Genomic DNA, 20,675 nt, shown 5'->3' with positions numbered 1-20,675 from the left:
TCAGCTGCGTAGCGCCGCCAACACGCGGTCCGGTCGTCGACAACTGATCAGCCAGTAGGGGGTGGGGTCGTCCGGGTCGTTCAGCACCACGAGGATCATCGACGGGATCCAGGCCCGGTGGACCACGTAGGCGGCGGGGTCCAGCTGGCGGCCCAGAGCCGCTGACTTCGCCGACTTGGGCACCTCGGCCGACCGCGAGATGACGCCGACCGGCAGATGGGCACCCCCGACCCACAGTTCGGTGTGGTCGCCATCGTCCTGTGGCGTGCTGACCACCTGCACCTGCACGCGACCCAGCCATCCCAAGACGGCCACGGCGACGGGCAGCAGAATCGCGAACGGCAGCCAGTCGGGCAGCGACCGGATGCCCAGGCCCACTTCGTAGGCGATCACCGACGCCAGGACGAACGCGGGCACCAACCACCACCACGGCACCCGCAGCCGCTCCTGGTACCGCACCGTTTGGGTGGCTGCGCGCGTGTCGGACACGCGGCCAAGAGTAATCTCCGTGGACGTGTCCACCTCTCTGGCGGTCGTCCGGCTGGACCGCGACCTGCCTCTCCCCTCCCGGGCGCACGATGGCGACGCCGGGGTCGACCTGTACGCCTCGACCGACGTCGAACTCCCTCCCGGGCGGCGCGCCCTGGTGCCGACCGGCATCGCGGTGGCCATTCCGTACGGCATGGTGGGGCTGGTGCATCCACGATCGGGACTGGCGACGCGCGTAGGGCTTTCGATCGTCAACAGTCCGGGCACGGTGGATGCGGGGTATCGCGGTGAGATCAAGGTGACACTCATCAACCTCGATCCGGATCAGACGATCATCCTGCGACGCGGTGATCGGATCGCACAGCTTCTGGTTCAGCGCATCGAACTACCCGAGCTGGTCGAGGTCACGTCGTTCGACGAGGCTGGGCTGGCTGTTACCTCCCGTGGCGACGGTGGCCACGGTTCCTCCGGCGGACACGAGAGTTTGTGATGGCATTCGGCAAGCGCAAGAACGACACCACCGGTGACGCGGTCACCGACCCCTCGCCCACCGAGGTCCAGGCAGCCGCCGTCGACAGCGACGACGACGAGGACGAGGGTGACCTCGTTGGACCGTTCGACATCGAGGACTTCGACGACCCGAGCCTCGCCGCACTGGGTCGACACGACCTCGGCGCCGTGCTGATTCCCGAGAACGAGGCCGCCGAGCTGGCCGTCGAGGTCAACCAGCAGGGTGTCCCGACCATGGCCTGGATGGTGACCTCGAACGGCCGGTACAACGTGACGGCCTATGCGGCGCCGAAGGCGGGGAGCCTGTGGCGCGAGGTGGTCACCGAAGTCGCCGAATCGCTGCGCAAGGAGGCCGCCGAGGTCGCCATCGTGGACGGTCCATGGGGGCGTGAGGTGGTCGGTCACATGACGTCGGGCCCCGAGCCCGTCGTCATGCGGTTCATCGGTGTCGACGGCTACCGCTGGATGGTTCGCGGCGCTGCCGTTGGCTCACCCGACAGTGCCGAAGCGATCGCCCAAGATCTTCGAAATGCGTTGTCGGACACGGTTGTTCGACGCGGCGATACACCGCAACCGGTGCGCAACATGCTGCCGTTACAGCTGTCCGAACAGCTCATCGCGCGCCTTCGCGCCAGGGCCGAGCAGATGATGGCCGAGCATGCGCAGCAGGCCGGTCAGCCCGTTCCGCCGCCAGCCGTGGAGCCGCAACCGGTCGCGCGGCGCAGTGAGCAGGGCTCTGCCATGCAACAGCTCAGGACCATCACGGGCGGGTGATCACAGCTCCATCAGCGCGTCGACGCACGCCGCGCCGAGCACTCCCGGATCCGCACCGAGTTCGGTGAGGGTGAAGGTGCGCACGGCCGCCCGGGGCGCGGCAGCCACCCACTCGATGGCGACCTCCACCGGGTGCACCGGATCGTCGGTCGCCGCCGCGACGCCCATCGGCGCCGTCAGGGTCTCGAGCTCACGGCTGGTGGGTGCGACGTAACCCGCGGCCGCCTCCATGGCGTCGGGCAGTCCTGGCCACTGGCCGACCCACGACCGGGTGAGCTCGGCGCTCAGCCATGGCGGGCTGGACGCCCGCATCTCGCCGATGGCCGACGCCAGCCCGTCGCGCCGCAGCATCTGCGCCGAGTGCCTGGCGGTCAGCGCGGCCGCCGCCGTGTCCGGCGCCCCGGTCCACGGGGGTAGTGCGGCGAGTACGGCGACCGACTTGGTGGGGTGTGCCAGAGCCCACGACGTCGCGACGGCGGCACCGATGGAGATGCCGCCCACCGCGATCGGGCCGAGCCTCGCGGCGTTCTCGAGCGCCTCGAGGTAGCCGCCGACGAGCTGCGACGGGTCGGGTGCCGGTGTCGTGACGACGGCCCCGACGCCGTGCAGGGCGGCCGAGAACGCGCGGTAGACGTAGTCGTCGTCGGACCCCGTGCCGGGGAGGAGGACGACGGTGACCCCGTGCAGGTTTACGGCCATCCGTCGATCGTGCCGTGTGCGTCAAATCACCTCTGGTGAACGGGAGTAGAACGCGCCGCGGAAGGGTAGATCTTCTACCTGTGCGCCACGTGGCAAATCGGAACCAACAGGTCTACGGTGGCGTTGGTTAAGAGGTGGATCAAAGGGTGATTCACCACTTGGGTAGGAGAGACCATGGCTACGGCCGAAGGTTATCTGCGTCGCCTGACGCGTCGGCTCACTGAGGACCCCGAGCAGAAGGACGTCGAGGACCTCAGCGACGAAGCCGCCAACACCGGGGCGCAGAAGGCCATCGACTGTCGGCGCGGCCAGGAAGTGACGATGGTCGGCACGCTCAGATGTGTCGAGACCAACGCCAAGGGTTGCGCAGGCGGGGTACGTGCAGAACTGTTCGATGGCACCGACGCGGTGATGCTCGTCTGGCTGGGCCAGCGGCGGATCGCCGGCATCGAGTCGGGACGCACCCTTCGGGTGCACGGCCGACTGGGCAAGCTGGAGAACGGTACGAAGGCGATCTACAACCCCCACTACGAGATTCAGAAGTGACTCACCCCGACAAGGGGAGAGCAGACGAGGTCGACATCGAGGCCGCCGAGCCCGATGAACCCGACAACAAGCTGAGCGCACGAGCGATCCTCGATCAGATGGGCGGCATCAGCGGCCTGATCTACTCGTCGCTGCCGGTTCTGGTCTTCGTTCCGGCGTCGTCACTCTTCGGATTGAAGTGGGCCATCGCCGCTGCCCTCGGGGTGGCGGCGCTGATCCTGGTGTGGCGGCTGATTCGCCGAGACACGTTGCAGCCGGCGATCTCTGGCTTCTTCGCGGTCGGCGTCAGCGCTCTGATCGCCTATCTGGTCGGGGAGTCGAAGGGGTACTTCCTCCTGGGCATCTGGTCGTCTCTGATCTATGCCGCGGTGTTCGCCCTGTCGGTGGTGATCCGGCGGCCCATCGTCGGGTATGCCTGGGGGTGGGTCAACGGCCGTGGCCGGGACTGGCGTCGCGTCCGTCGGGCGGTGTTCGCGTTCGACGTGGCGACCTGCATCTGGGCCCTAGTGTTCGGCGCCCGGTTCGTGGTGCAGAACCGCCTGTACGACGAAGACCAGACGGGACTGCTCGGTGTCGCCCGCATCGCCATGGGGTGGCCGTTGACGGCGGTTGCGGCCTTGGCGACCTATCTCGCCATCCGCGCCGCCCAGCGGGCGCTGCACGCCGCCGAGCAGGCCGACGCGCAGACCGCGGAGGCACAGGCCGACTGACGCCGAGCCCGCCCGACGACACGAACGACCGCACGCTCATCGCGGTGGCCGTCCTCGCCTCGTTCGTGGCGTTTCTCGACGGTTCGGTGGTCAACCTCGCCCTGCCGGCAATCGCAGCGGAGTTCGGTGGCGGATTGGCGCTCCAGCAGTGGGTGATCGACGGCTACCTGCTGAGCCTGGGCGCGCTGATCCTGGTCGCCGGTGCGGTGTCCGATCAGTTCGGCCGGCTGGCAGTGCTGCGGATGGGGCTGGCCATCTTCGCCGTCGCCTCGCTGCTATGTGCGGCGTCCCCGGCGGGTTGGGTCCTCGTCGCCGCGCGATGTCTTCAGGGGCTGGGTGCGGCGTTCCTGGTGCCGAGTTCGCTTGCGATGATCAACGCCCGATTCACCGGCGTGCGACAGGCCGGCGCGATCGGCACCTGGACGGCGTGGACGGGGACGGCGTTCGTCGTGGGCCCGCCGCTCGGCGGCCTGCTGGTGGATGCACTGAACTGGCGGTGGGTCTTCGGGATCAACGTGGTGCCGTTGGCGGTCACGCTGTATCTGACCACCAAACTGGCGGGCGACTTCGGCGGTCGGCGGTCCGCGCGCATCGACGTGCTGGGTGCCTTCCTGTGCGCGGTGGGGTTGTCGGCCGCGGTGTACGCGCTCATCGAGCTGCAGCGGCTGGGCTGGTCGCATCCCACGGTGCTCGGCGGCTTCGTGGTGGGCGCGGCGTGTCTGGGGGCGTTCCCGTGGTGGGAGCGGCGAGCGGCGAACCCGATCATGCCGCTGCAACTCTTCGCGGCGCGTAACTTCGCCGTCGGCAATCTCGCGACGGTGTTCCTCTACGCGGGGGTGTCCCTCGGCACGCTGCTCGTGCCGTTGTTCCTGCAGGAGACCGTTGGCATGTCGGCCGCCAGGGCGGGCCTGGCGACGCTGCCGCTGCCGGTGCTGTCGTTCTTCCTAGCGCGGCGATTCGGCACGCTGGCGGGCAGGCACGGTCCTCGCGCGTACATGGCCGTCGGCCCGCTGATCGCGGCGGGCGGCTTCCTGTTGATGACGCGGGCGCAGTCGCCCTTCGACTTTTGGACTCAGATGTTGCCGGGTCTCGTCGTCTTCGGCGTCGGTCTTTCGGTGACCGTCTCACCTCTGACGGCGGCCGTGCTGGCCGCGGTGGATCCGGCGCAGAGCGGTATCGGCTCGGCGGTCAACAACGCGGTGTCGCGGGTAGCCGGTTTGATCGCGGTGGCGTTCACCGGCGTCATCGTCGGACTGGCTCGGCCCGATGGTGAGATGACTTCCACCGCAATGGATTTCACCGGCTTCCGCTACGGCGTCCTCGTGGTGGCCGGGTTGTTCGCGGCGGCGGGCGTGATCTCGGCGATCGGCATCAGCAACCGGCAGTGCGAGATGGGCCGCGTCTCACCGGTGGAGTCGGCTCGATGCCACGACCGGGCGACGCCACCGCCGGCGCTCTCCGGGTCCGGCTGAACGAGTCAGCGTGGGTGCAGCAGGAGCTCGCGCAGTTCCTCTTCGACTTCGTCGATGGCGACGAACAGCAGTTCGTCACCGCCCTCCAGGGGCTCGTCGTCCTCGGGCACGATCACCCGGGCGCCGCGCAGGATGGTCACCAGGGCGGCATCACGCGGCAGGTCGAGCCGCTTGACGGCCTTACCGCCCCACGGAGTGTCGTCGGGCAGCGTGATCTCGACGAGGTTGGCCTGGCCCTTGCGGAAGCTCATCAGTCGGACGAGGTCGCCGACCGACACCGCCTCCTCGACGAGTGACGCCAGCATCCGGGGAGTGGACACCGCGACGTCGACCCCCCACGCCTCGTCGAAGAGCCATTCGTTGCGGGGGTCGTTGACCCGGGCCACCACCCGCGGCACCGCGAACTCGGTCTTTGCGAGCAGGCTCAGCACGACGTTGGCCTTGTCGTCACCGGTGGCGGCGATGACCACGTCGAACTCCTCGAGCCCGACCGCTTCGAGGAGCGACAACTCGCATGCGTCGCCCAGGCGCCACTGCGCGGCGGGGATGGCGTCGGTATCGACGTGGTCGGGGTTGCGTTCGAGCAGCGTGACCTGATGGTTGTCGACGAGTTCCCTGGCGATGGACCGGCCGACGGCGCCGGCCCCTGCGATGGCGACCTTCACGACATCCTCACCGTCCTCATTGATCCTCCGCGTCTTCGCCCGGCGGCAGCGCGGCGATGGCCATGGCCTCGGCGACGTGACCGGAGATCGCGGCCAGGTACACCTGATCGCTGGCCTGAATGACGGTCTTCTTGTCCGGTAGCAGCCCGGTGCCGAAGCGGATCATGAACGCGACGCGTCCGCCGGTCGCAGCTTCCAGCGCGGTCACCCGGTGGCCCACCCAGCTCTCGTGCAGCGGCAGCTCGGCGACGGCGACGTTGCCCGACGGGTCGCGCCACTTGGTGGTCTCGCCTTCGCGGGTCAGCACGTTGAGCAGTCGGTCCGTGGTCCACGGCACCGTCGCCACCGTCGGAATGCCCAACCGCTCGTACACCGCGGCGCGTTTGGCGTCGTAGATGCGGGCCACGACCCGCTCGACACCGAAGGTCTCCCTGGCGACCCGGGCGGAGATGATGTTGGAGTTGTCACCCGAGGAGACCGCGGCGAACGCGCCCGCGCCCTCGATGCCGGCCTTCAGCAGCACGTCACGATCGAACCCCATGCCCAGGACGCGCTGGCCGGGGAACTCGGGTGACAGGCGGTGAAAGGCGGTGCGGTCACGGTCGATTACGGCGACCTCGTGGCCGATCCTGGCCAAGCCGTCAGCCAGCGACGCACCTACTCGGCCGCATCCCATCACGACTACCCGCACGCGTCGGTCCTCCCAGTGGTTCGGCAGTAACGGATTGTGGCGAACCCGTGCACTCGGAACGCTACAGCTTGGGAACGGCCGACGGCCGATGGGCTTACTCTTGGCACTCGTGTCCAAGCTTTCGACCGCTGCACGCCGGTTGGTCATTGGTAGACCGTTCCGCAGCGATGCCATGGGTCATACCTTGCTGCCCAAGCGGATCGCGCTGCCGGTGTTCGCCTCGGACGCGTTGTCGTCCGTCGCGTACGCGCCGGAGGAGATCTTCCTGGTGCTCTCGGTCGCGGGTCTCAGCGCGTACACGATGGCGCCGTGGATCGGGCTGGCCGTGGCGGCGGTGATGCTCGTGGTGATCGCGAGCTACCGACAGAACGTGCACGCCTATCCGTCCGGCGGCGGTGACTACGAGGTGGTGACCACCAACCTGGGCCCGACCGCCGGTTTGACCGTGGCCAGTGCGCTGCTGGTCGACTACGTGCTGACGGTCGCGGTGTCGATGGCGTCGGCGATGTCCAACATCGGCTCGGCCGTGCCCTTCATCGGCGAGCACAAGGTGCTGTTCGCCGTTGCGGCCATTCTGATCCTCGCGTCGCTGAACCTGCGAGGCATCCGGGAATCGGGCACCGCCTTCGCCATCCCCACCTACGCGTTCATGATCTGCATGTACCTGATGATCGGCTGGGGGCTGTTCCAAATCTTCGTCCTCGGCGACGACTTGCAGGCCGAGACGGCAGGATTCACCGTCCAGTCCGAACACGGTGACGTCCTCGGCTTCGCGATGATCTTCTTGGTGGCCCGGGCGTTCTCGTCAGGTTGTGCGGCGCTGACCGGCGTGGAGGCCATCAGCAACGGCGTGCCCGCCTTCAGGAAGCCGAAGTCGAAGAACGCGGCCACCACGCTGCTGCTGCTCGGCGGCATCGCCGTGTCGCTGTTCATGGGAATCATCGTGTTGGCCAAGGAAACCGGGGCCAAGGTGGTCGACACCGTCGAGCAGCTCGGTGGTGCTCCCGCCGGGTACCAGCCGAAGACGCTCATCGCGCAGCTGGCGGATGCGGTGTTCCACGGGTTCCCGGTTGGCCTGTACCTGATCGCGGGAGTCACGGCGCTGATCCTCGTGCTGGCCGCCAACACCGCGTTCAACGGGTTCCCGGTACTGGGATCCATTCTGGCGCAGGACCGCTATCTGCCACGGCAGCTGCACACCCGCGGGGACCGGCTGGCGTTCTCGAACGGCATCCTGTTCCTGGCCTTCGCCGCCATCGCCTTCGTCGTGGCGTTCCGCGCCGAGGTGACGGCGCTGATCCAGCTGTACATCGTCGGTGTGTTCGTCAGCTTCACGCTCAGCCAGATCGGGATGGTCCGGCACTGGACCCGCCTGCTGCGCGCCGAGACCGACGCCGCCGAGCGTCGCCGGATGCAGCGGTCGCGCGTCATCAACGCCATCGGCCTCATCTGCACGGGCGCCGTGCTGGTGGTCGTGGTCGCCACCAAGTTCAAGCAGGGCGCCTGGATCGCCATCCTGGCGATGTCCTTCCTTTTCCTCGTCATGAAGCTGATCCACAAGCATTACGACACCGTCACCCGGGAGTTGGAGGCACGCGCCGCCGAGGAGGGCGACGTCGTGCTGCCGAGCCGCAACCACGCGATCGTGCTGGTGTCCAACATCCACCTTCCCACCAAGCGGGCGTTGGCCTACGCCAGGGCAACCCGGCCGGACGTGCTCGAGGCGATCACCGTCAACGTCGATGACCACGAGGCCCACGAGCTGGTGCACAAGTGGGAGGAAAGCAGTGTCTCGGTGCCGCTGAAGGTCATTGCGTCGCCCTACCGCGAGATCACCCGGCCGATTCTCGGTTACGTCAAGCGCATCACCAAGGATTCGCCGCGCACCGTGGTCACGGTGTTCATCCCGGAATACGTCGTTGGGCACTGGTGGGAGCAGCTGCTGCACAACCAGAGTGCGCTCCGATTGAAGGGGCGGCTGCTGTTCGAACCGAACGTCATGGTCACTTCCGTTCCCTGGCAGTTGAATTCGTCGGAGCGGCTCAAGGGCATCGATGAGCAGTCGGCGCCGGGTGACGCGCGACGAGGGTTCCTCGATTGACCATCCTGACCTTGACCGTCGGCCCCCCGGCGAACGGTGGCAGCTGTGTGGCCCGGCACGACGGGCGCGTGGTCTTCGTCCGCTATGCCCTGCCCGGCGAGGTAGTCAATGCGCGCGTGACCGAGGAGCGGGGAAGCCATTGGCATGCCGAGGCCATCGAGATCGTCGAGGCGTCGCCCGACCGCATCGACCCGCTGTGCCCCATCGCCGGGGTCGACGGCTCGGGCTGTTGCGACCTGTCCTTCGCGACACCGGCCGCAGTGCGGCGCCTGAAGGGCGGCGTGGTGGCCAACCAGCTCGAACGCCTCGGCGGCCACCATTGGGAGGGTGAGGCCGAAGAGGTCGGGACGGCCGGCGCGACGGGGTGGCGCACCCGGGTGCGCTTGGACGTGGCCTCCGAAGGAGCGCTGGCGGGACGGCCCGGCTTCCATCGCTATCACAGCGGCGAACTGGTGACCGACCTGTCGTGCGCGCAGGTGCCCGACGGGATGTTGGCGGGTCTTGCGGAATCGACCTGGCCGCCTGGTGCCCAACTCCACGTCGTGCTCGACGACGGGGGAGCGCGGCACGTCGTCCGGTCGGGTCCGCGATCGGATCGCAAGGCCTCGACCCAGGTGGTCGAGGGCGCCTATGAGGCGGTTCAGCGCGTCGGCGACCGGACGTGGAGTGTTCCCGTCACCGCGTTCTGGCAGGCGCACCGCGACGCCGCACGCACCTACAGCGCACTGATCAAGGACTGGGCTCAGCTGGCACCGGGCATGACGGCGTGGGACTTGTACGGTGGCGCAGGGGTTTTCGCGGCGACGCTGGCCGAGTCGGTCGGTGAGACGGGTCACGTGCTCAGCGTCGACACCTCTCGCGGCTCCTCGCGGGCGGCCAGGGCTGCACTCGCCGACCTCGGCTGGGTGGACGTCCTGACCGAGTCGGTGCGCCGAGCGTTGACCACGCAGCGTCGGCGCGCCGACGTCGCGGTGCTCGATCCGCCGCGAACCGGCGCCGGCCGTGAGGTGATCGATCTGCTGGCTGCCGCCGAGGTGCCCCGAATCGTCCACATCGGTTGTGAGGCAGCGTCTTTCGCGCGCGACGTCGGTCTCTACCGCGGGCACGGGTATGCGGTGGAGGAGCTGCGGGTGTTCGACTCGTTTCCGCTGACCCATCACGTCGAGTGCGTCGCGGTGCTGTCGCGCGGCTAGGAGTCGGCCGTCATCGCGTCAGGCGAAGACGAAGTACCGCAGCCACAGGTACGGCGCGGCGACGCCGATGGTCAGCGCCGTGACGACCGCGCCCTTACGGGTGAACTCCCAGAAGCTGATCGGATGGCCCTCCCGTGCCGCGATGCCGAGCATCACCACGTTGGCACTCGCACCCACTGCCGTCAGGTTGCCGCCGAAGTCGGCGCCGATCGCCAACGCCCACCACAGGGCCTGGCTCTGCGCTGGATCGCTGATGTCGGCGACCAGATCGGCGACCACGGGACTCATGGTGGCCACGTAGGGGATGTTGTCGATGACGCCGGAGAGCAGCGCGGAGACGAAGAGGATCAACATCGTCGCGAACAGCGCATTGCCGCCGGTGAGGTCCGCGGCCAGCCGGGCCAGAGTCCCGATCGCGCCGGTCTTGACCAAGGCACCGACCAAGATGAACAACCCGACGAAGAACAACAACGTCTCCCATTCGACGCTGCCGAGGTAGTCCTCGCGGTCGACGCGGGAGATCAGGATCAGGATTCCGGCACCGAGTAGCGCCACCACCGACGGTTCGATGTGAATGATCGAGTGACCGATGAAGGCGGCGAACACACCCAGCAGCACTACGCCGGACTTCGCCAGCAGTCGGGGATCACGGATCGCCTCGCGCTCGTTCAACGCCATCACGTCGTCGACCCGTGCGGGGTCGACGGTGAAGGATCCGCGGAACAGGACCGGCAGGGTCACCACGAGGACGATGAGGGCGATGACGGATATCGGTGCCATGTGCACCAGGAAGTCGTTGAAGGACAGGCCCGCCCGGCTGGCGATGATGATGTTCGGGGGGTCGCCGACCAGCGTTGCCGCGCCGCCGATGTTGGAGGCGAAGACCTCCGCGATGAGGAACGGGGTGGGTTTGAGGCCGAGCCGGTCGCAGACCAGCAGCGTCACCGGGGCGATCAACAACACGGTGGTGACGTTGTCGAGCAACGCCGAGGCTATTGCGGTGATCAGGACCAGGAGCAGCATCACTCGCAGGGCCGAACCGCCTGCCCGCTTGGCCGCCCAGATCGCGGTGTATTCGAAGACACCCGTCTGGCGGAGCACGCCGACGATGATCATCATCCCGAACAGCAGGAAGATGACGTCCCAGTCGATCCCCGTCTCGTGCGAGTAGAAGACGTCCTCTGAGCCGACGATGCCGAGTATCACCACGATCGCCGCACCGCCGAGGGCGGCCTTGACCTTCGAGATCTTCTCGGTGGCGATGAGGACGTATGAAATCGCGAAGACTGCGACGGCGACCGTGGTCATGGACGGGTCCTCAGCCGAGAACTCGGTTCCGGGTTCAGCGCGGACCGAGCGCGACTTCGAGCAGCCGAGATGCAGTGATCACCCCGACCAATCGCTTCTTCTCCACGACCGCGACCAAGGGTGCACGCTCGTGCGCCATGACCGCAGCCACCTCGACGATGGTGTCGTCCGACTTCACGGTCGGCATGTCGGGTAGGGGTTTCGGCAGGATCGCGGCCACGCTCTTGTCGCCGATCGCGTCCGCGATGTGATCGGCCATGGACTCGCTCAACACGCCCGCCAGCGAGGGATCGTCCTGAACGTAGCTGGGTACCAACATCCGAACGACCTGCGAGGCCGGCAGGATGGCCATCGGCCGTCCCTCGTCGTCGGTGACCACCAAACCAGGAAGTCGCCGTTCCGCCATCAGTCGACCGGCGTCCAGCGCGTTGGACGTGGAGGCGACGACCGGAAATTCCTCGGCGATCTGATCTGCGCGCACGGGGAAACCCTACGTGGGTCGGCACGAGGGATCTCATGTCTTCTCCAAAGGCGGCGGCGGGACCTCGGACCGGGCATCGGCACCCTGACGCCCCGCGGGGAGGTTGTCAGGGGGTTCGATGCGCAGCATCCGCGCGACCGGGACGTCCGTGGACGAATGGAGCACTATCGACAACGCGATCGTCACCGCCACCAGATCGAACACCAATTCGCCATCCCTAATGCCGGCCTGCAACACCAGCAGCCCGTAGACCACCGAGGCAAACCCCTTGGGTCCGAACCAGGCAGCGGTGAGCCGCTCACTGCGCGGCAGCGAGGTGCGTAGCAGGGAGAGAAGCATCGCGGCGGGCCGCACGACCAGGATCGCCACGGCTGCGAGCAGCCACCCCTGCCATCCGAGGTGGGACAGCCGCTCCGGCGTGATGAGGGCACCGAACACGAGGAGTGCGGCGAACTTCGTCAGCTCTGCGAGGAGATCACCGAATGGTTCGAACCGTTCGGCCGTCACGTGGTCGAGGGTGGCCAGAACCGAACCGGCAGCGAAGGCGGCGAGGTAGGGGTTGGCGTGGGTGAGGTGGCAACCGGCGTACACGACGACCGCGATCGCCACCGGTCCCAGCGGTTGCAGTCGGGGCTCGGCGGTGAGGACATTCGTGCGCCAGGCCAACGCCACGACCGCGGCGACGACGGCTCCGAGGAGCAAGCCGAGGATCAGCTCCACCCCCACGGTGGCGACGTCGGAGTCCGCATGCTGGGCCGTGGCTAGGAAGATCAGCACGAAGGGCAGCGCCAAGCCGTCGTTGAGTCCGCTCTCGACGTTGAGAAGCCGACGCAACCGAAGCGGGATGTCGGACCGCCCGACGAGCGCGGCGGCGAACACCGGGTCGGTCGGAGACAGAATGGCGCCGATGAGGAAGGCCGTCGGCCAGTCGAGGCCAATGAGATAGTGCGCCGGGACGGCAATGCCGATCATCGTGAGCGGCATTCCAAGTCCGAGCGCTCGCCCGGACAGTGACCAATTCTCCTTCAATGCAGCAAGATTCGCGCGTTGGCCGTCCGTGAACAGCACCGTGAAGAGGGCGATGTCTGCGAGGAGCGACACGATCGAGTCGTCCGAGCTGATCGACACCAGGCCGAAGCCGCCCGGTCCGATCAGAGCCCCCGCCACGAGGAACAGCAGCGCGGTAGACAACACGGTCCTGGCGGCGACACCGGAAAGGGAGACGCTGATCAGCAGAACGACGCCAAAGGCGAGTACGAGCGCCACGTCAACTCCCGTCGTCAATCGTTCGAGTCGCGTGCTGCGACTGCCGACCAGACTTCCCGGCGCTCCGCCCGTAAAGATGCCGCAAAGGATCGGTCGAGGCAAACGGACGGTTTGCGGGTTCGCTCGGCGGATCTAGCTCAGTAGGCTCTGGCTGTGCCGAACCGAATGCTCGCGCTGGGCTCGTGGTCGGAGGCCAGGCGCTTCTCCGAGATCCTCCGCAGGGAAACCGTCGGCGGCCTGCTGCTCCTGTTCGCCGCGAGCGCTGCGTTGGTCTGGGCGAATTCGCCCTGGTCGGCGGCCTACAAGACGGTTTCCGAGTTCGCGATCGGGCCGGAGGCACTGCACCTCAACCTGACGTTGGCGTCATGGGCCGCCGACGGTCTGCTTGCAATCTTCTTCTTCGTGGTGGGCGTGGAACTCAAGCGCGAATTCGTCGCCGGGGACCTGCGTGACCCCGCCAGGGCAGCCCTTCCGATTGCGGCCGCCATCGGGGGAATGGTCTTTCCGGCTGCGATCTTCATCACCATCAATCTCGTCGCCGGGCATCCCGACTACCTCGATGGGTGGGCGGTGCCGATCGCCACGGACATTGCGTTCGCGCTAGCCGTGCTCGCGGTGCTCGCCACGCATCTGCCGACCGCCCTGCGAACGTTCCTGCTGACGCTCGCGGTGGTCGACGACCTCCTGGCGATCATCGTCATCGCCGTGTTCTTCACCGACCACCTCGCACTGGGGCCGCTCGCCCTGGCGCTACTGCCCTTCGGGTTGTTCGTGCTGGCGGTGCAACGCGGGGTGACGCGCTGGTGGGTCCTACTACCTCTGGCGGGCGCGACCTGGGCGCTCGTCCACGCTAGCGGGATACATGCCACGGTCGCCGGGGTGCTCATGGGCTTCGCGATTCCGGTGCTGGGACGGCACGCGTCGGCGGAGACCTTCGAACACCTGCTGCGCCCGGTGTCGGCAGGTTTCGCGGTGCCCGTGTTCGCCTTCTTCGCGGCGGGCGTGACGGTGGGGGGATGGACCGGCCTTGGCGACGCCCTCTCCCATCCGGTCACCCTCGGTGTCATGGCGGGATTGGTGATCGGCAAACCACTCGGCGTGTGGTTGACGGCGTACCTGCTGGCCAAGTTCACTCACGCCGAGCTGGACGACGACCTGGCCTGGCGTGACGTGCTGGGGGTTGCTCTGCTCGCGGGGATCGGCTTCACGGTGTCGCTCCTCATCGGCGAGCTGGCCTTTGGTTACGGGACCGTGACGAGTGACGACGTCAAGATCGGCGTCCTCGTCGGATCGGTGTTGGCCGGGGCGTTGGCGGCCGTCGTTCTGGTCAGCCGCAATGCCACCTACCGCCGCATCTACGAGCGCGAGACCCTCGACGCCGACGCCGACGGTGTGCCCGACGTCTACGAGGCTTGACCGGCCGCCCGAGGCGTCCGTGCGTAAACTGACGGGATGCTTTCCGAGATCCGCGGTCCCGCCGATCTACAGCACCTGACGCAGTCGCAGATGGACGAGCTCGCCGCCGAGATCCGCGATTTCCTGATTCACAAGGTAGCTGCCACCGGCGGACATCTAGGCCCCAACCTGGGCGTCGTCGAGCTGACGCTGGCCCTGCACCGGGTCTTCGATTCGCCGCACGATCCCATCGTCTTCGACACCGGCCACCAGGCGTACGTGCACAAGATGCTGACGGGCCGCTGCGCGGACTTCGACAACCTCCGCAAGAAGGGCGGCCTGTCGGGCTACCCGTCGCGCAGGGAGAGCGAGCACGACTGGGTCGAGTCGAGCCACGCGAGCACCGCGCTGTCCTATGCCGACGGCCTCGCGAAGGCGTTCGAGCTCTCGGGCCACCGCAACCGGCACGTCGTGGCCGTGGTCGGTGACGGCGCGCTCACGGGCGGCATGTGCTGGGAGGCCCTGAACAACATCGCGGCGTCGCGCCGGCCGGTGATCATCGTCGTCAACGACAACGGACGCAGCTACGCGCCGACGATCGGCGGCTTCGCGGACCATCTCGCGGCGCTGCGCCTGCAGCCCGCCTACGAGCGCTTTCTCGAGGGCGGCCGCAAGGCCGTGCGCGGGGTACCCCTCATCGGCGAGCTCTGTTACCAGTGCATGCACAGCGTCAAGGTCGGCATCAAGGACGCGTTGTCGCCGCAGGTCATGTTCACCGACCTCGGGTTGAAGTACGTCGGGCCCATCGACGGCCACGACGAGCATGCCGTCGAGGCGGCGCTGCGCCACGCCCGCGGCTTCAACGCTCCAGTGATCGTGCACGTGGCCACGCGCAAGGGCATGGGCTACGGACCTGCCGAGTCCGACGAGGCCGAGCAGATGCACTCCACCGGCATCATCGACCCTCAGACGGGGCTGGCGACGTCGGTCGCCGCACCCGGCTGGACCTCGGTCTTCTCCGACGAGCTGATCAAGCGGGCCGCCAAGCGTCGCGACGTCGTCGCCATCACCGCGGCGATGCCGGGACCGACTGGGCTGAGCGCCTTCCGCAAACGCTTCCCGGACCGCTTCTTCGACGTCGGCATCGCCGAACAGCATGCGATGACCTCGGCCGCCGGGCTCGCCATGGGCGGTATGCATCCGGTCGTGGCGATCTACTCCACGTTCCTGAACCGGGCGTTCGACCAGATGATGATGGACGTTGCGCTGCACCAACTTCCGGTCACGATCGTGCTCGACCGGGCCGGTGTGACCGGGCCAGACGGAGCCAGCCACAACGGGGTCTGGGACATGTCGATACTCGGCGTCGTGCCCGGGATGCGGGTCGCCGCCCCGCGGGACGCCGCGCGGCTGCGCGAGGAACTCGGTGAGGCGCTCGAGGTGAAGGACGGACCGACCGCGATCCGCTTCCCCAAGGGTGACGTCGGCGAGGACATCACGGCGCTCGAACGGCGGGAAGGGGTCGACATCCTCGCGGTGCCCACCGACGACATGACAGAGGACGTCCTGCTGGTCGCGGTCGGCCCGTTCGCATCGATGGCACTGTCGGTGGCCGAACGCCTGCGCAACCAAGGCATCGGAGTCACGGTCGTCGATCCCCGCTGGGTGCTGCCGGTGCCCGCGACGCTCGGCCCGTTGGCATCAGCGCACAAGCTCGTCGTCACGGTCGAGGATCATGGCCTGCACGGTGGCATCGGTTCGTCGGTGTCGGCGGCGCTGCGTCATGCCGAGATCGACGTGCCGTGCCGCGACGTCGGTGTGCCGCAGGAGTTCCAGGAGCATGCGTCGCGCAGCGAGGTGCTCGCCGCGGTGGGACTGACCGAGCAGAACGTCGCCCGTCAAATCACGGGTTGGATTGCCGCCCTTGGTAGTTCGCTCGCGGAGGCGCAGGTCAGCGACCAGTTCGACTAACGACCGACGAACTAGTCCTCGGTCGGCGCCTCGGCGGGGGTCAGCGACTCCGTCAGGACCGGCACCGTCAACTCCCGCTGCCAGGGGCGGGCGCCCGCCTCCGCGAGGAAAGCGTCGACGACCGCGGTGACGTCGGGCACCGGTTGCCAGTCCCACACCAGCCGCCGCACCAGCTCGGGTGTCAGCAGGTTCTCGGTCGGCACCGAAACCCGTTGCGACAGTTCGTTGAGACCGGCGCGGACGGCCTCGAGCCGTTCAGCTGCCTCGGGCTTGCGTCGACTCCAACGCACGGCGGGCGGTGGTCCGGTCAGCGGCTCCGAGGCACTCGGTAGGTCCTCGCCGGCGCGGGCGCGCGCCAGGGCGTCGAGCCAGACGGCAGCACTCCGGCGCTGACGTGACCCGCCGAACACCGGCAACCGCAGCAGCTTGTCGACGGAGTCGGGGTCCGCGGTGGCGGCGTTGATGATCGCTGCGTCGGGCAGGATGCGCCCCGGTGCGATGTCGCGTTGCTGCGCGATCTGGTCGCGGGTCGTCCAGAGTTCGCGGACGGCGGCCAGCGTCCGTGGACTCTTCACCTTGTGGATGCCCGAGGTCCGGCGCCAGCGATCTCGCCGCGTCGGCGAGGCGATGTATGTTCGCAGGTGCTCGAATTCCTCTGCGGCCCAACGGGTCTTGCCTTGCGCCTTGAGTTCGTCGGCGATCGCCGTGCGCAATTCGAGCAGCACTTCCACGTCGAGGGCGGCGTAGTTGAGCCAGTCTTCGGGCAGCGGCCGTTTGGACCAGTCCGCCGCGCCGTGGCCCTTCATCAACTGCAAGCCCAGCAGGCGTTGCACCATCGCCGCCAGGTTCACCCGGTCGAACCCGGCAAGTCGGCCGGCCAGCTCGGTGTCGTACAGCTGAGGCGGCACCATGCCCAGTTCGGCCAGGCACGGCAGGTCCTGGTCGGCGGCGTGCAGAATCCACTCGTCGGTGTCGAGCACGTCGGCCAGTGGCGCCATCACCATCGCGGCGTCCTCACCGTGGTTCACGGGGTCGACGAGGACGGTGCCCGCGCCCGCACGCCGGATCTGAATCAGGTAGGCGCGGTTGGAGTACCGAAAGCCCGACGCCCGCTCGGCATCGATGGCGAAGGGGCCGTGTCCCGACACCAGGAGTTCGGCGGCAGCGAGGATTTGGTCGGAGGTGACGGCCAGCTCGGGCACCCCGTCGGCGGGGGCGAGGAGCGGGGTGGTCACCGGTTCGGCGGGGTCGCCCGTCTCCTCGGAATCGTGCTCACCGGCTGCCTCGTCGGGCGCGGCGTCATCGCCGTCGGTCGATGTCACGCGCGCGTGCGGGCGCCGAGGTCGGTGACCCCGTCGGGGGGTAGGCCTGCGGCGTGTTCGAGCACCTCGCAGAACGCCCGTACGTGCGGTCCCAGGTCTAGGGTCGTCGCGGTCCACGACGCGCGCAGTTCCAGCTGATGGGCCCGCGGTGGGCCGGAGATGTCGCCGTAGCGCACCGAGGTCGTGGCCGTCACCGTGCCGCCGAGTGCGGTGAAGTGATCCTCGTGGGACGCCAACGCTTCGACCAGCCAGCTCCATGCCACCTCGGGGAGCAGGGGGTCGACGGCTTCGCTGGAGTCGAGGTCGGCCTGGATGTAGGCCACCAGGCGCATGGTGCCGTCCCAGGCCTCGGCGCCCTCGGGGTCGTGCAGCAGGATCAGCCGACCGAACGCGTCGCCATCGGAGCGTTCGGGGACGATCGCCGTCTCGGGGTGCCGAACCTCCGCGCCGAGCGCATAGCTGTAGGGCGCCAACCGCTGGGGTGGGCGGATCGGGCCGAGCTCTATCTCGGGCCGGACGGTGGTGGCGTTCATCGCCTCCACCGCTTCCCGGAATTGAGCCGGCTCGACGGTGGTCACGAGGTTTGACGCTAGCGGATTCGGACATGTGGCAGCGAAGGCGCGCCGTAGCGTTCCTGCATGGCAGCATGGGTGCTGATGAGTACCCGTCGCGACCTGCCCGAGTCGCCGTATCTGACCGCCGTTGCAGGCCGGAAGCCCACCCGAGTGCCGGTGTGGTTCATGCGGCAGGCCGGCCGGTCACTGCCCGAGTACCGCGCGTTGCGGGCGAAGACCACGATGATGCAAGCCTGCTTCGACGCCGAGCTGATCACCGAGATCACCCTGCAGCCGGTACGCAGGCACGGCGTCGACGCGGCCATTCTCTTCTCCGACATCGTCGTCCCGCTGAAGGCCTCGGGGATCGACCTGGACATCGTGCCCGACGTGGGGCCGGTCATCGCGCAGCCGATCCGGACCGCGGCCGACGTCGCCGCGCTGAAGCCGCTAGACCGGTCGAAGGTGGCGCCCGTCGCCGAGGCGATAGCCATGCTGGTGGGGGCGCTGGGCCAGGTGCCGCTGATTGGCTTCGCGGGTGCGCCGTTCACCCTGGCGTCCTATCTGGTCGAGGGCGGACCCAGCCGCAACCACGAACGCACCAAGGCCATGATGTTGGGGGAGTCCGACGTCTGGCACGAGTTGATGACCGTTCTCACCGACATCACGATCGGCTTCCTGCGCGCTCAGCTCGACGCAGGCGTAGATGCGATCCAGCTGTTCGACTCCTGGGCGGGGACCTTGTCCCTGGCCGACTACCGCACCTATGTACTGCCGCACAGCGCGCGGGTGTTCGAGGCGCTCGCCGCCGAGGGCGTGCCCATGACGCACTTCGGGGTGGGTACCGCCGAACTGCTCGGCGCCATGTCGGAGGCGGTGTCGGTGGGTGCCAAGCCGGTCGTCGGAGTGGACTGGCGGACCTCGCTCACCGACGCCGCCGCGAGGGTGCGCCCGGGGGTAGCGCTGCAGGGAAACCTCGACCCGGTGGTGCTGCTGGCAGGCTGGCCGGTGGTGGAGCGGGCGGTGCGCAGCGTCGTCGACGACGGACGCCGAGCGGTCGATGCGGGCGCGACCGGCCACGTGTTCAACCTGGGCCACGGGGTGCTGCCTCCGACGGACCCGGGCATCGTCACCGAGGCAGTAGCTCTGGTGCACTCGTTGTGAGTTCGACCCGCACTCCGGTGTATTGCGTTGTGGGCGGCGGTATTTCGGGACTCGTTGCCGCCTACCGGTTGCGCATCGCCGCCGGACCCGATGCCGCGATCACGGTGTTCGACCCCGCCGACCGGCTGGGTGGCTCGTTGCGCACCGAGCGCATCGGCGGTCAATCGGTGGACGTCGGTGCCGAGGCGTTCATCGCACGGCGCCCCGAGGTGACGGCGCTACTGGCCGAGTTGGGTCTGGCCAACCGCCAGATCGGCACGACGGGTGTGCGTCCCCTGATCTACAGCGAGGGCCGCCTGCATCCGATGCCGCAGGGCACTTTGCAGGGCATTCCCGCGCAGGCATCGTCGGTTGCGGGGCTGGTCGACGAGGCGACGGTCGCGTGGATCGCCGACGAGCGATCGAGACCCTTCTCGTGGCGCATCGGCGCCGAGCCCACGGTGGCCGAGCTGATCGGGGATCGCTTCGGTGCGCAGGTGGTGGCGCGATCGGTGGATCCGCTGCTGGCGGGCGTCTATGCCGGATCGTCGGCCACCATCGGACTGCGTTCGGCCGTACCGACTTTGGCGGCGGCGCTGGACCGTGGCGCGCGCAACCTCACCGACGCCGTGCGCGAGGCGCTGCCGCCGCCTGTGGGCGGTTCGGTGTTCGGCGCCGTCGACGGCGGTTACGCGGTGCTCCTCGAAGCCTTGATCGGCCGGGCCCGGTTCCACTGGGCTCAGGTCGCCGTCGAGCGGGTCGACCGCGATGGCGCCGGGTGGACCCTGGTCGACGACGAGGGCGGTCACTCGCGCGCCGACGGGGTGGTGCTGGCCGTTCCGGCGCCCCGGCTGCCACGGCTGGTGGACGGCGTCGCGCCGCGGTCGGCGACTGCGGCCCGCCGCATCCAGGTCGCCTCGTCGTCGCTGGTGGTGCTGGCGCTGCCCGGGGGAACTCCGCTGCCCGAGCAGTCGGGCGTGCTGGCGGCGTCCGGTGAACGGCTGAACTCCAAGGCGATGACGCTCACGTCGCGCAAGTGGGGCAGACGGGGCAACGTCGAACTGGTGCGGTTGTCATTCGGCCGGTTCGGCGACACGATGGCCCGCAGCGTCGGTGACGACGACTTGCTGGCCTGGGCGTCGGAGGACCTCGCCACGGTGTTCGGCATCGACTGCGAACCCGTGGACTGCCGTGTTCAGCGGTGGATCGACGCGCTGCCGCAGTACGCGCCGGGGCATGCCGGCGTGATCGCCGAGTTGCGGGCCGGCCTGCCTCCGGGGTTGGCCGTGGCCGGCGGTTACCTCGACGGCGTCGGCGTGCCCGCCTGTGTGGCGTCCGGCACCATGGCGGCGGCCGCGCTGACCACGTCGGACGTGGCACGATGA

The 20,675-nt window shown here is 68.4% G+C and carries 20 protein-coding genes; 11 read left to right on the top strand and 9 right to left on the bottom strand.

Going from position 1 to position 20,675, the window contains the following annotated elements; translation table 11 throughout:
* Complete coding sequence (locus QUE68_RS17395; protein WP_284227342.1) at positions 1 to 489, bottom strand: DUF3093 domain-containing protein; 489 nt, start codon at positions 487 to 489, stop codon at positions 1 to 3.
* Between the two features lie 25 nt (positions 490 to 514).
* Here QUE68_RS17395 and dut point away from each other — a divergent pair, with 25 nt between their 5' ends.
* Both dut and QUE68_RS17385 read left to right on the top strand, forming a co-directional pair.
* Positions 515 to 979, top strand: a complete 465-nt coding sequence (gene dut, locus QUE68_RS17390) for a dUTP diphosphatase (RefSeq protein ID WP_284227341.1) — start codon at positions 515 to 517, stop codon at positions 977 to 979.
* Complete coding sequence (locus tag QUE68_RS17385; RefSeq protein WP_284227338.1) at positions 979 to 1,773, top strand: DUF3710 domain-containing protein; 795 nt, start codon at positions 979 to 981, stop codon at positions 1,771 to 1,773. The genes dut and QUE68_RS17385 overlap by 1 nt, the downstream gene beginning before the upstream one ends.
* On the opposite strand, the gene QUE68_RS17380 is transcribed toward QUE68_RS17385, so the two are convergent.
* On the bottom strand, positions 1,774 to 2,472 hold the full coding sequence (locus QUE68_RS17380) for an alpha/beta hydrolase family protein (RefSeq protein WP_284227337.1): 699 nt from the start codon (positions 2,470 to 2,472) through the stop codon (positions 1,774 to 1,776).
* A 174-nt stretch (positions 2,473 to 2,646) separates the two neighbouring features.
* Between QUE68_RS17380 and QUE68_RS17375 the strand changes: the two genes are divergently transcribed.
* From QUE68_RS17375 to QUE68_RS17365, 3 genes are read left to right on the top strand one after another with little or no spacing between them, the layout of a single operon-like run.
* Positions 2,647 to 3,018: an OB-fold nucleic acid binding domain-containing protein gene (locus QUE68_RS17375; protein ID WP_284227335.1), complete on the top strand. Its 372-nt coding sequence runs from the start codon at positions 2,647 to 2,649 to the stop codon at positions 3,016 to 3,018.
* Positions 3,019 to 3,053: 35 nt separating this feature from the next.
* Complete coding sequence (locus QUE68_RS17370) at positions 3,054 to 3,728, top strand: DUF3159 domain-containing protein (protein ID WP_284231017.1); 675 nt, start codon at positions 3,054 to 3,056, stop codon at positions 3,726 to 3,728.
* Between the two features lie 44 nt (positions 3,729 to 3,772).
* Positions 3,773 to 5,200, top strand: coding sequence for an MFS transporter (locus QUE68_RS17365; RefSeq protein WP_284227333.1), 1,428 nt, complete (start codon positions 3,773 to 3,775; stop codon positions 5,198 to 5,200).
* 5 nt (positions 5,201 to 5,205) lie between these two features.
* Here QUE68_RS17365 and QUE68_RS17360 read toward each other — a convergent pair whose 3' ends face one another.
* Together QUE68_RS17360 and QUE68_RS17355 are read right to left on the bottom strand one after the other, a co-directional pair.
* Positions 5,206 to 5,865 carry a potassium channel family protein gene (locus QUE68_RS17360; RefSeq protein WP_284227330.1) on the bottom strand — a complete coding sequence of 220 codons (660 nt, stop codon included), beginning with the start codon at positions 5,863 to 5,865 and terminating at the stop codon, positions 5,206 to 5,208.
* Between the two features lie 16 nt (positions 5,866 to 5,881).
* Positions 5,882 to 6,556 (bottom strand): potassium channel family protein, encoded by a 675-nt coding sequence (locus QUE68_RS17355; RefSeq protein WP_284227328.1) that lies wholly within the window; start codon positions 6,554 to 6,556, stop codon positions 5,882 to 5,884.
* Positions 6,557 to 6,665: 109 nt separating this feature from the next.
* On the opposite strand from QUE68_RS17355, the gene QUE68_RS17350 reads away from it, so the two are divergent.
* Entirely contained in the window at positions 6,666 to 8,657 is a 1,992-nt protein-coding gene (locus tag QUE68_RS17350; RefSeq protein WP_284227326.1) for an APC family permease, read from the top strand.
* Positions 8,654 to 9,850 carry a class I SAM-dependent RNA methyltransferase gene (locus tag QUE68_RS17345; RefSeq protein ID WP_284227324.1) on the top strand — a complete coding sequence of 399 codons (1,197 nt, stop codon included), beginning with the start codon at positions 8,654 to 8,656 and terminating at the stop codon, positions 9,848 to 9,850. The genes QUE68_RS17350 and QUE68_RS17345 overlap by 4 nt, the downstream gene beginning before the upstream one ends.
* An 18-nt stretch (positions 9,851 to 9,868) precedes the next feature.
* Here the strand turns inward: QUE68_RS17345 and QUE68_RS17340 are convergent, their stop codons facing one another.
* Genes QUE68_RS17340 through QUE68_RS17330 form a run of 3 tightly spaced genes read right to left on the bottom strand, consistent with a single transcriptional unit; the run spans position 9,869 to position 12,905 of the window.
* Positions 9,869 to 11,158: an ArsB/NhaD family transporter gene (locus tag QUE68_RS17340; RefSeq protein ID WP_284235696.1), complete on the bottom strand. Its 1,290-nt coding sequence runs from the start codon at positions 11,156 to 11,158 to the stop codon at positions 9,869 to 9,871.
* Between the two features lie 34 nt (positions 11,159 to 11,192).
* Positions 11,193 to 11,639 (bottom strand): CBS domain-containing protein, encoded by a 447-nt coding sequence (locus QUE68_RS17335; protein ID WP_284227321.1) that lies wholly within the window; start codon positions 11,637 to 11,639, stop codon positions 11,193 to 11,195.
* A 33-nt stretch (positions 11,640 to 11,672) separates the two neighbouring features.
* Entirely contained in the window at positions 11,673 to 12,905 is a 1,233-nt protein-coding gene (locus QUE68_RS17330) for a cation:proton antiporter (protein WP_284235697.1), read from the bottom strand.
* Between the two features lie 165 nt (positions 12,906 to 13,070).
* Here QUE68_RS17330 and nhaA point away from each other — a divergent pair, with 165 nt between their 5' ends.
* Positions 13,071 to 14,321 (top strand): Na+/H+ antiporter NhaA, encoded by a 1,251-nt coding sequence (gene nhaA / locus QUE68_RS17325; protein WP_284231016.1) that lies wholly within the window; start codon positions 13,071 to 13,073, stop codon positions 14,319 to 14,321.
* A gap of 36 nt (positions 14,322 to 14,357) precedes the next feature.
* Positions 14,358 to 16,271, top strand: coding sequence for a 1-deoxy-D-xylulose-5-phosphate synthase (gene dxs, locus QUE68_RS17320; RefSeq protein WP_284235698.1), 1,914 nt, complete (start codon positions 14,358 to 14,360; stop codon positions 16,269 to 16,271).
* A gap of 11 nt (positions 16,272 to 16,282) precedes the next feature.
* Here dxs and QUE68_RS17315 read toward each other — a convergent pair whose 3' ends face one another.
* Both QUE68_RS17315 and QUE68_RS17310 read right to left on the bottom strand, forming a co-directional pair.
* Positions 16,283 to 17,506, bottom strand: a complete 1,224-nt coding sequence (locus QUE68_RS17315) for a ribonuclease D (protein WP_284236202.1) — start codon at positions 17,504 to 17,506, stop codon at positions 16,283 to 16,285.
* A gap of 83 nt (positions 17,507 to 17,589) precedes the next feature.
* Entirely contained in the window at positions 17,590 to 18,126 is a 537-nt protein-coding gene (locus QUE68_RS17310) for a DUF3000 domain-containing protein (RefSeq protein ID WP_286275855.1), read from the bottom strand.
* 123 nt (positions 18,127 to 18,249) lie between these two features.
* On the opposite strand from QUE68_RS17310, the gene hemE reads away from it, so the two are divergent.
* Both hemE and QUE68_RS17300 read left to right on the top strand, forming a co-directional pair.
* On the top strand, positions 18,250 to 19,311 hold the full coding sequence (gene hemE, locus QUE68_RS17305; protein WP_284236204.1) for a uroporphyrinogen decarboxylase: 1,062 nt from the start codon (positions 18,250 to 18,252) through the stop codon (positions 19,309 to 19,311).
* Positions 19,308 to 20,675 carry a protoporphyrinogen oxidase gene (locus QUE68_RS17300; protein ID WP_284235699.1) on the top strand — a complete coding sequence of 456 codons (1,368 nt, stop codon included), beginning with the start codon at positions 19,308 to 19,310 and terminating at the stop codon, positions 20,673 to 20,675. The genes hemE and QUE68_RS17300 overlap by 4 nt, the downstream gene beginning before the upstream one ends.

Source organism: Mycolicibacterium sp. TUM20985, from assembly GCF_030295745.1.
Lineage (GTDB): Bacteria > Actinomycetota > Actinomycetes > Mycobacteriales > Mycobacteriaceae > Mycobacterium.
The sequence above is the reverse complement of the archived record's forward strand: the minus strand, read 5'-3'. Positions and strand labels throughout refer to the sequence as shown.

Coding starts and splice junctions, on each gene's coding strand:
- QUE68_RS17340 (WP_284235696.1), bottom strand. CDS start 11,158: ATGACCACGGTCGCCGTCGCAGTCTTCGCGATTTCATACGTCCTCATC.
- QUE68_RS17385 (WP_284227338.1), top strand. CDS start 979: ATGGCATTCGGCAAGCGCAAGAACGACACCACCGGTGACGCGGTCACC.
- QUE68_RS17310 (WP_286275855.1), bottom strand. CDS start 18,126: ATGAACGCCACCACCGTCCGGCCCGAGATAGAGCTCGGCCCGATCCGC.
- QUE68_RS17380 (WP_284227337.1), bottom strand. CDS start 2,472: ATGGCCGTAAACCTGCACGGGGTCACCGTCGTCCTCCTCCCCGGCACG.
- dxs (WP_284235698.1), top strand. CDS start 14,358: ATGCTTTCCGAGATCCGCGGTCCCGCCGATCTACAGCACCTGACGCAG.
- QUE68_RS17375 (WP_284227335.1), top strand. CDS start 2,647: ATGGCTACGGCCGAAGGTTATCTGCGTCGCCTGACGCGTCGGCTCACT.
- hemE (WP_284236204.1), top strand. CDS start 18,250: ATGAGTACCCGTCGCGACCTGCCCGAGTCGCCGTATCTGACCGCCGTT.
- nhaA (WP_284231016.1), top strand. CDS start 13,071: ATGCTCGCGCTGGGCTCGTGGTCGGAGGCCAGGCGCTTCTCCGAGATC.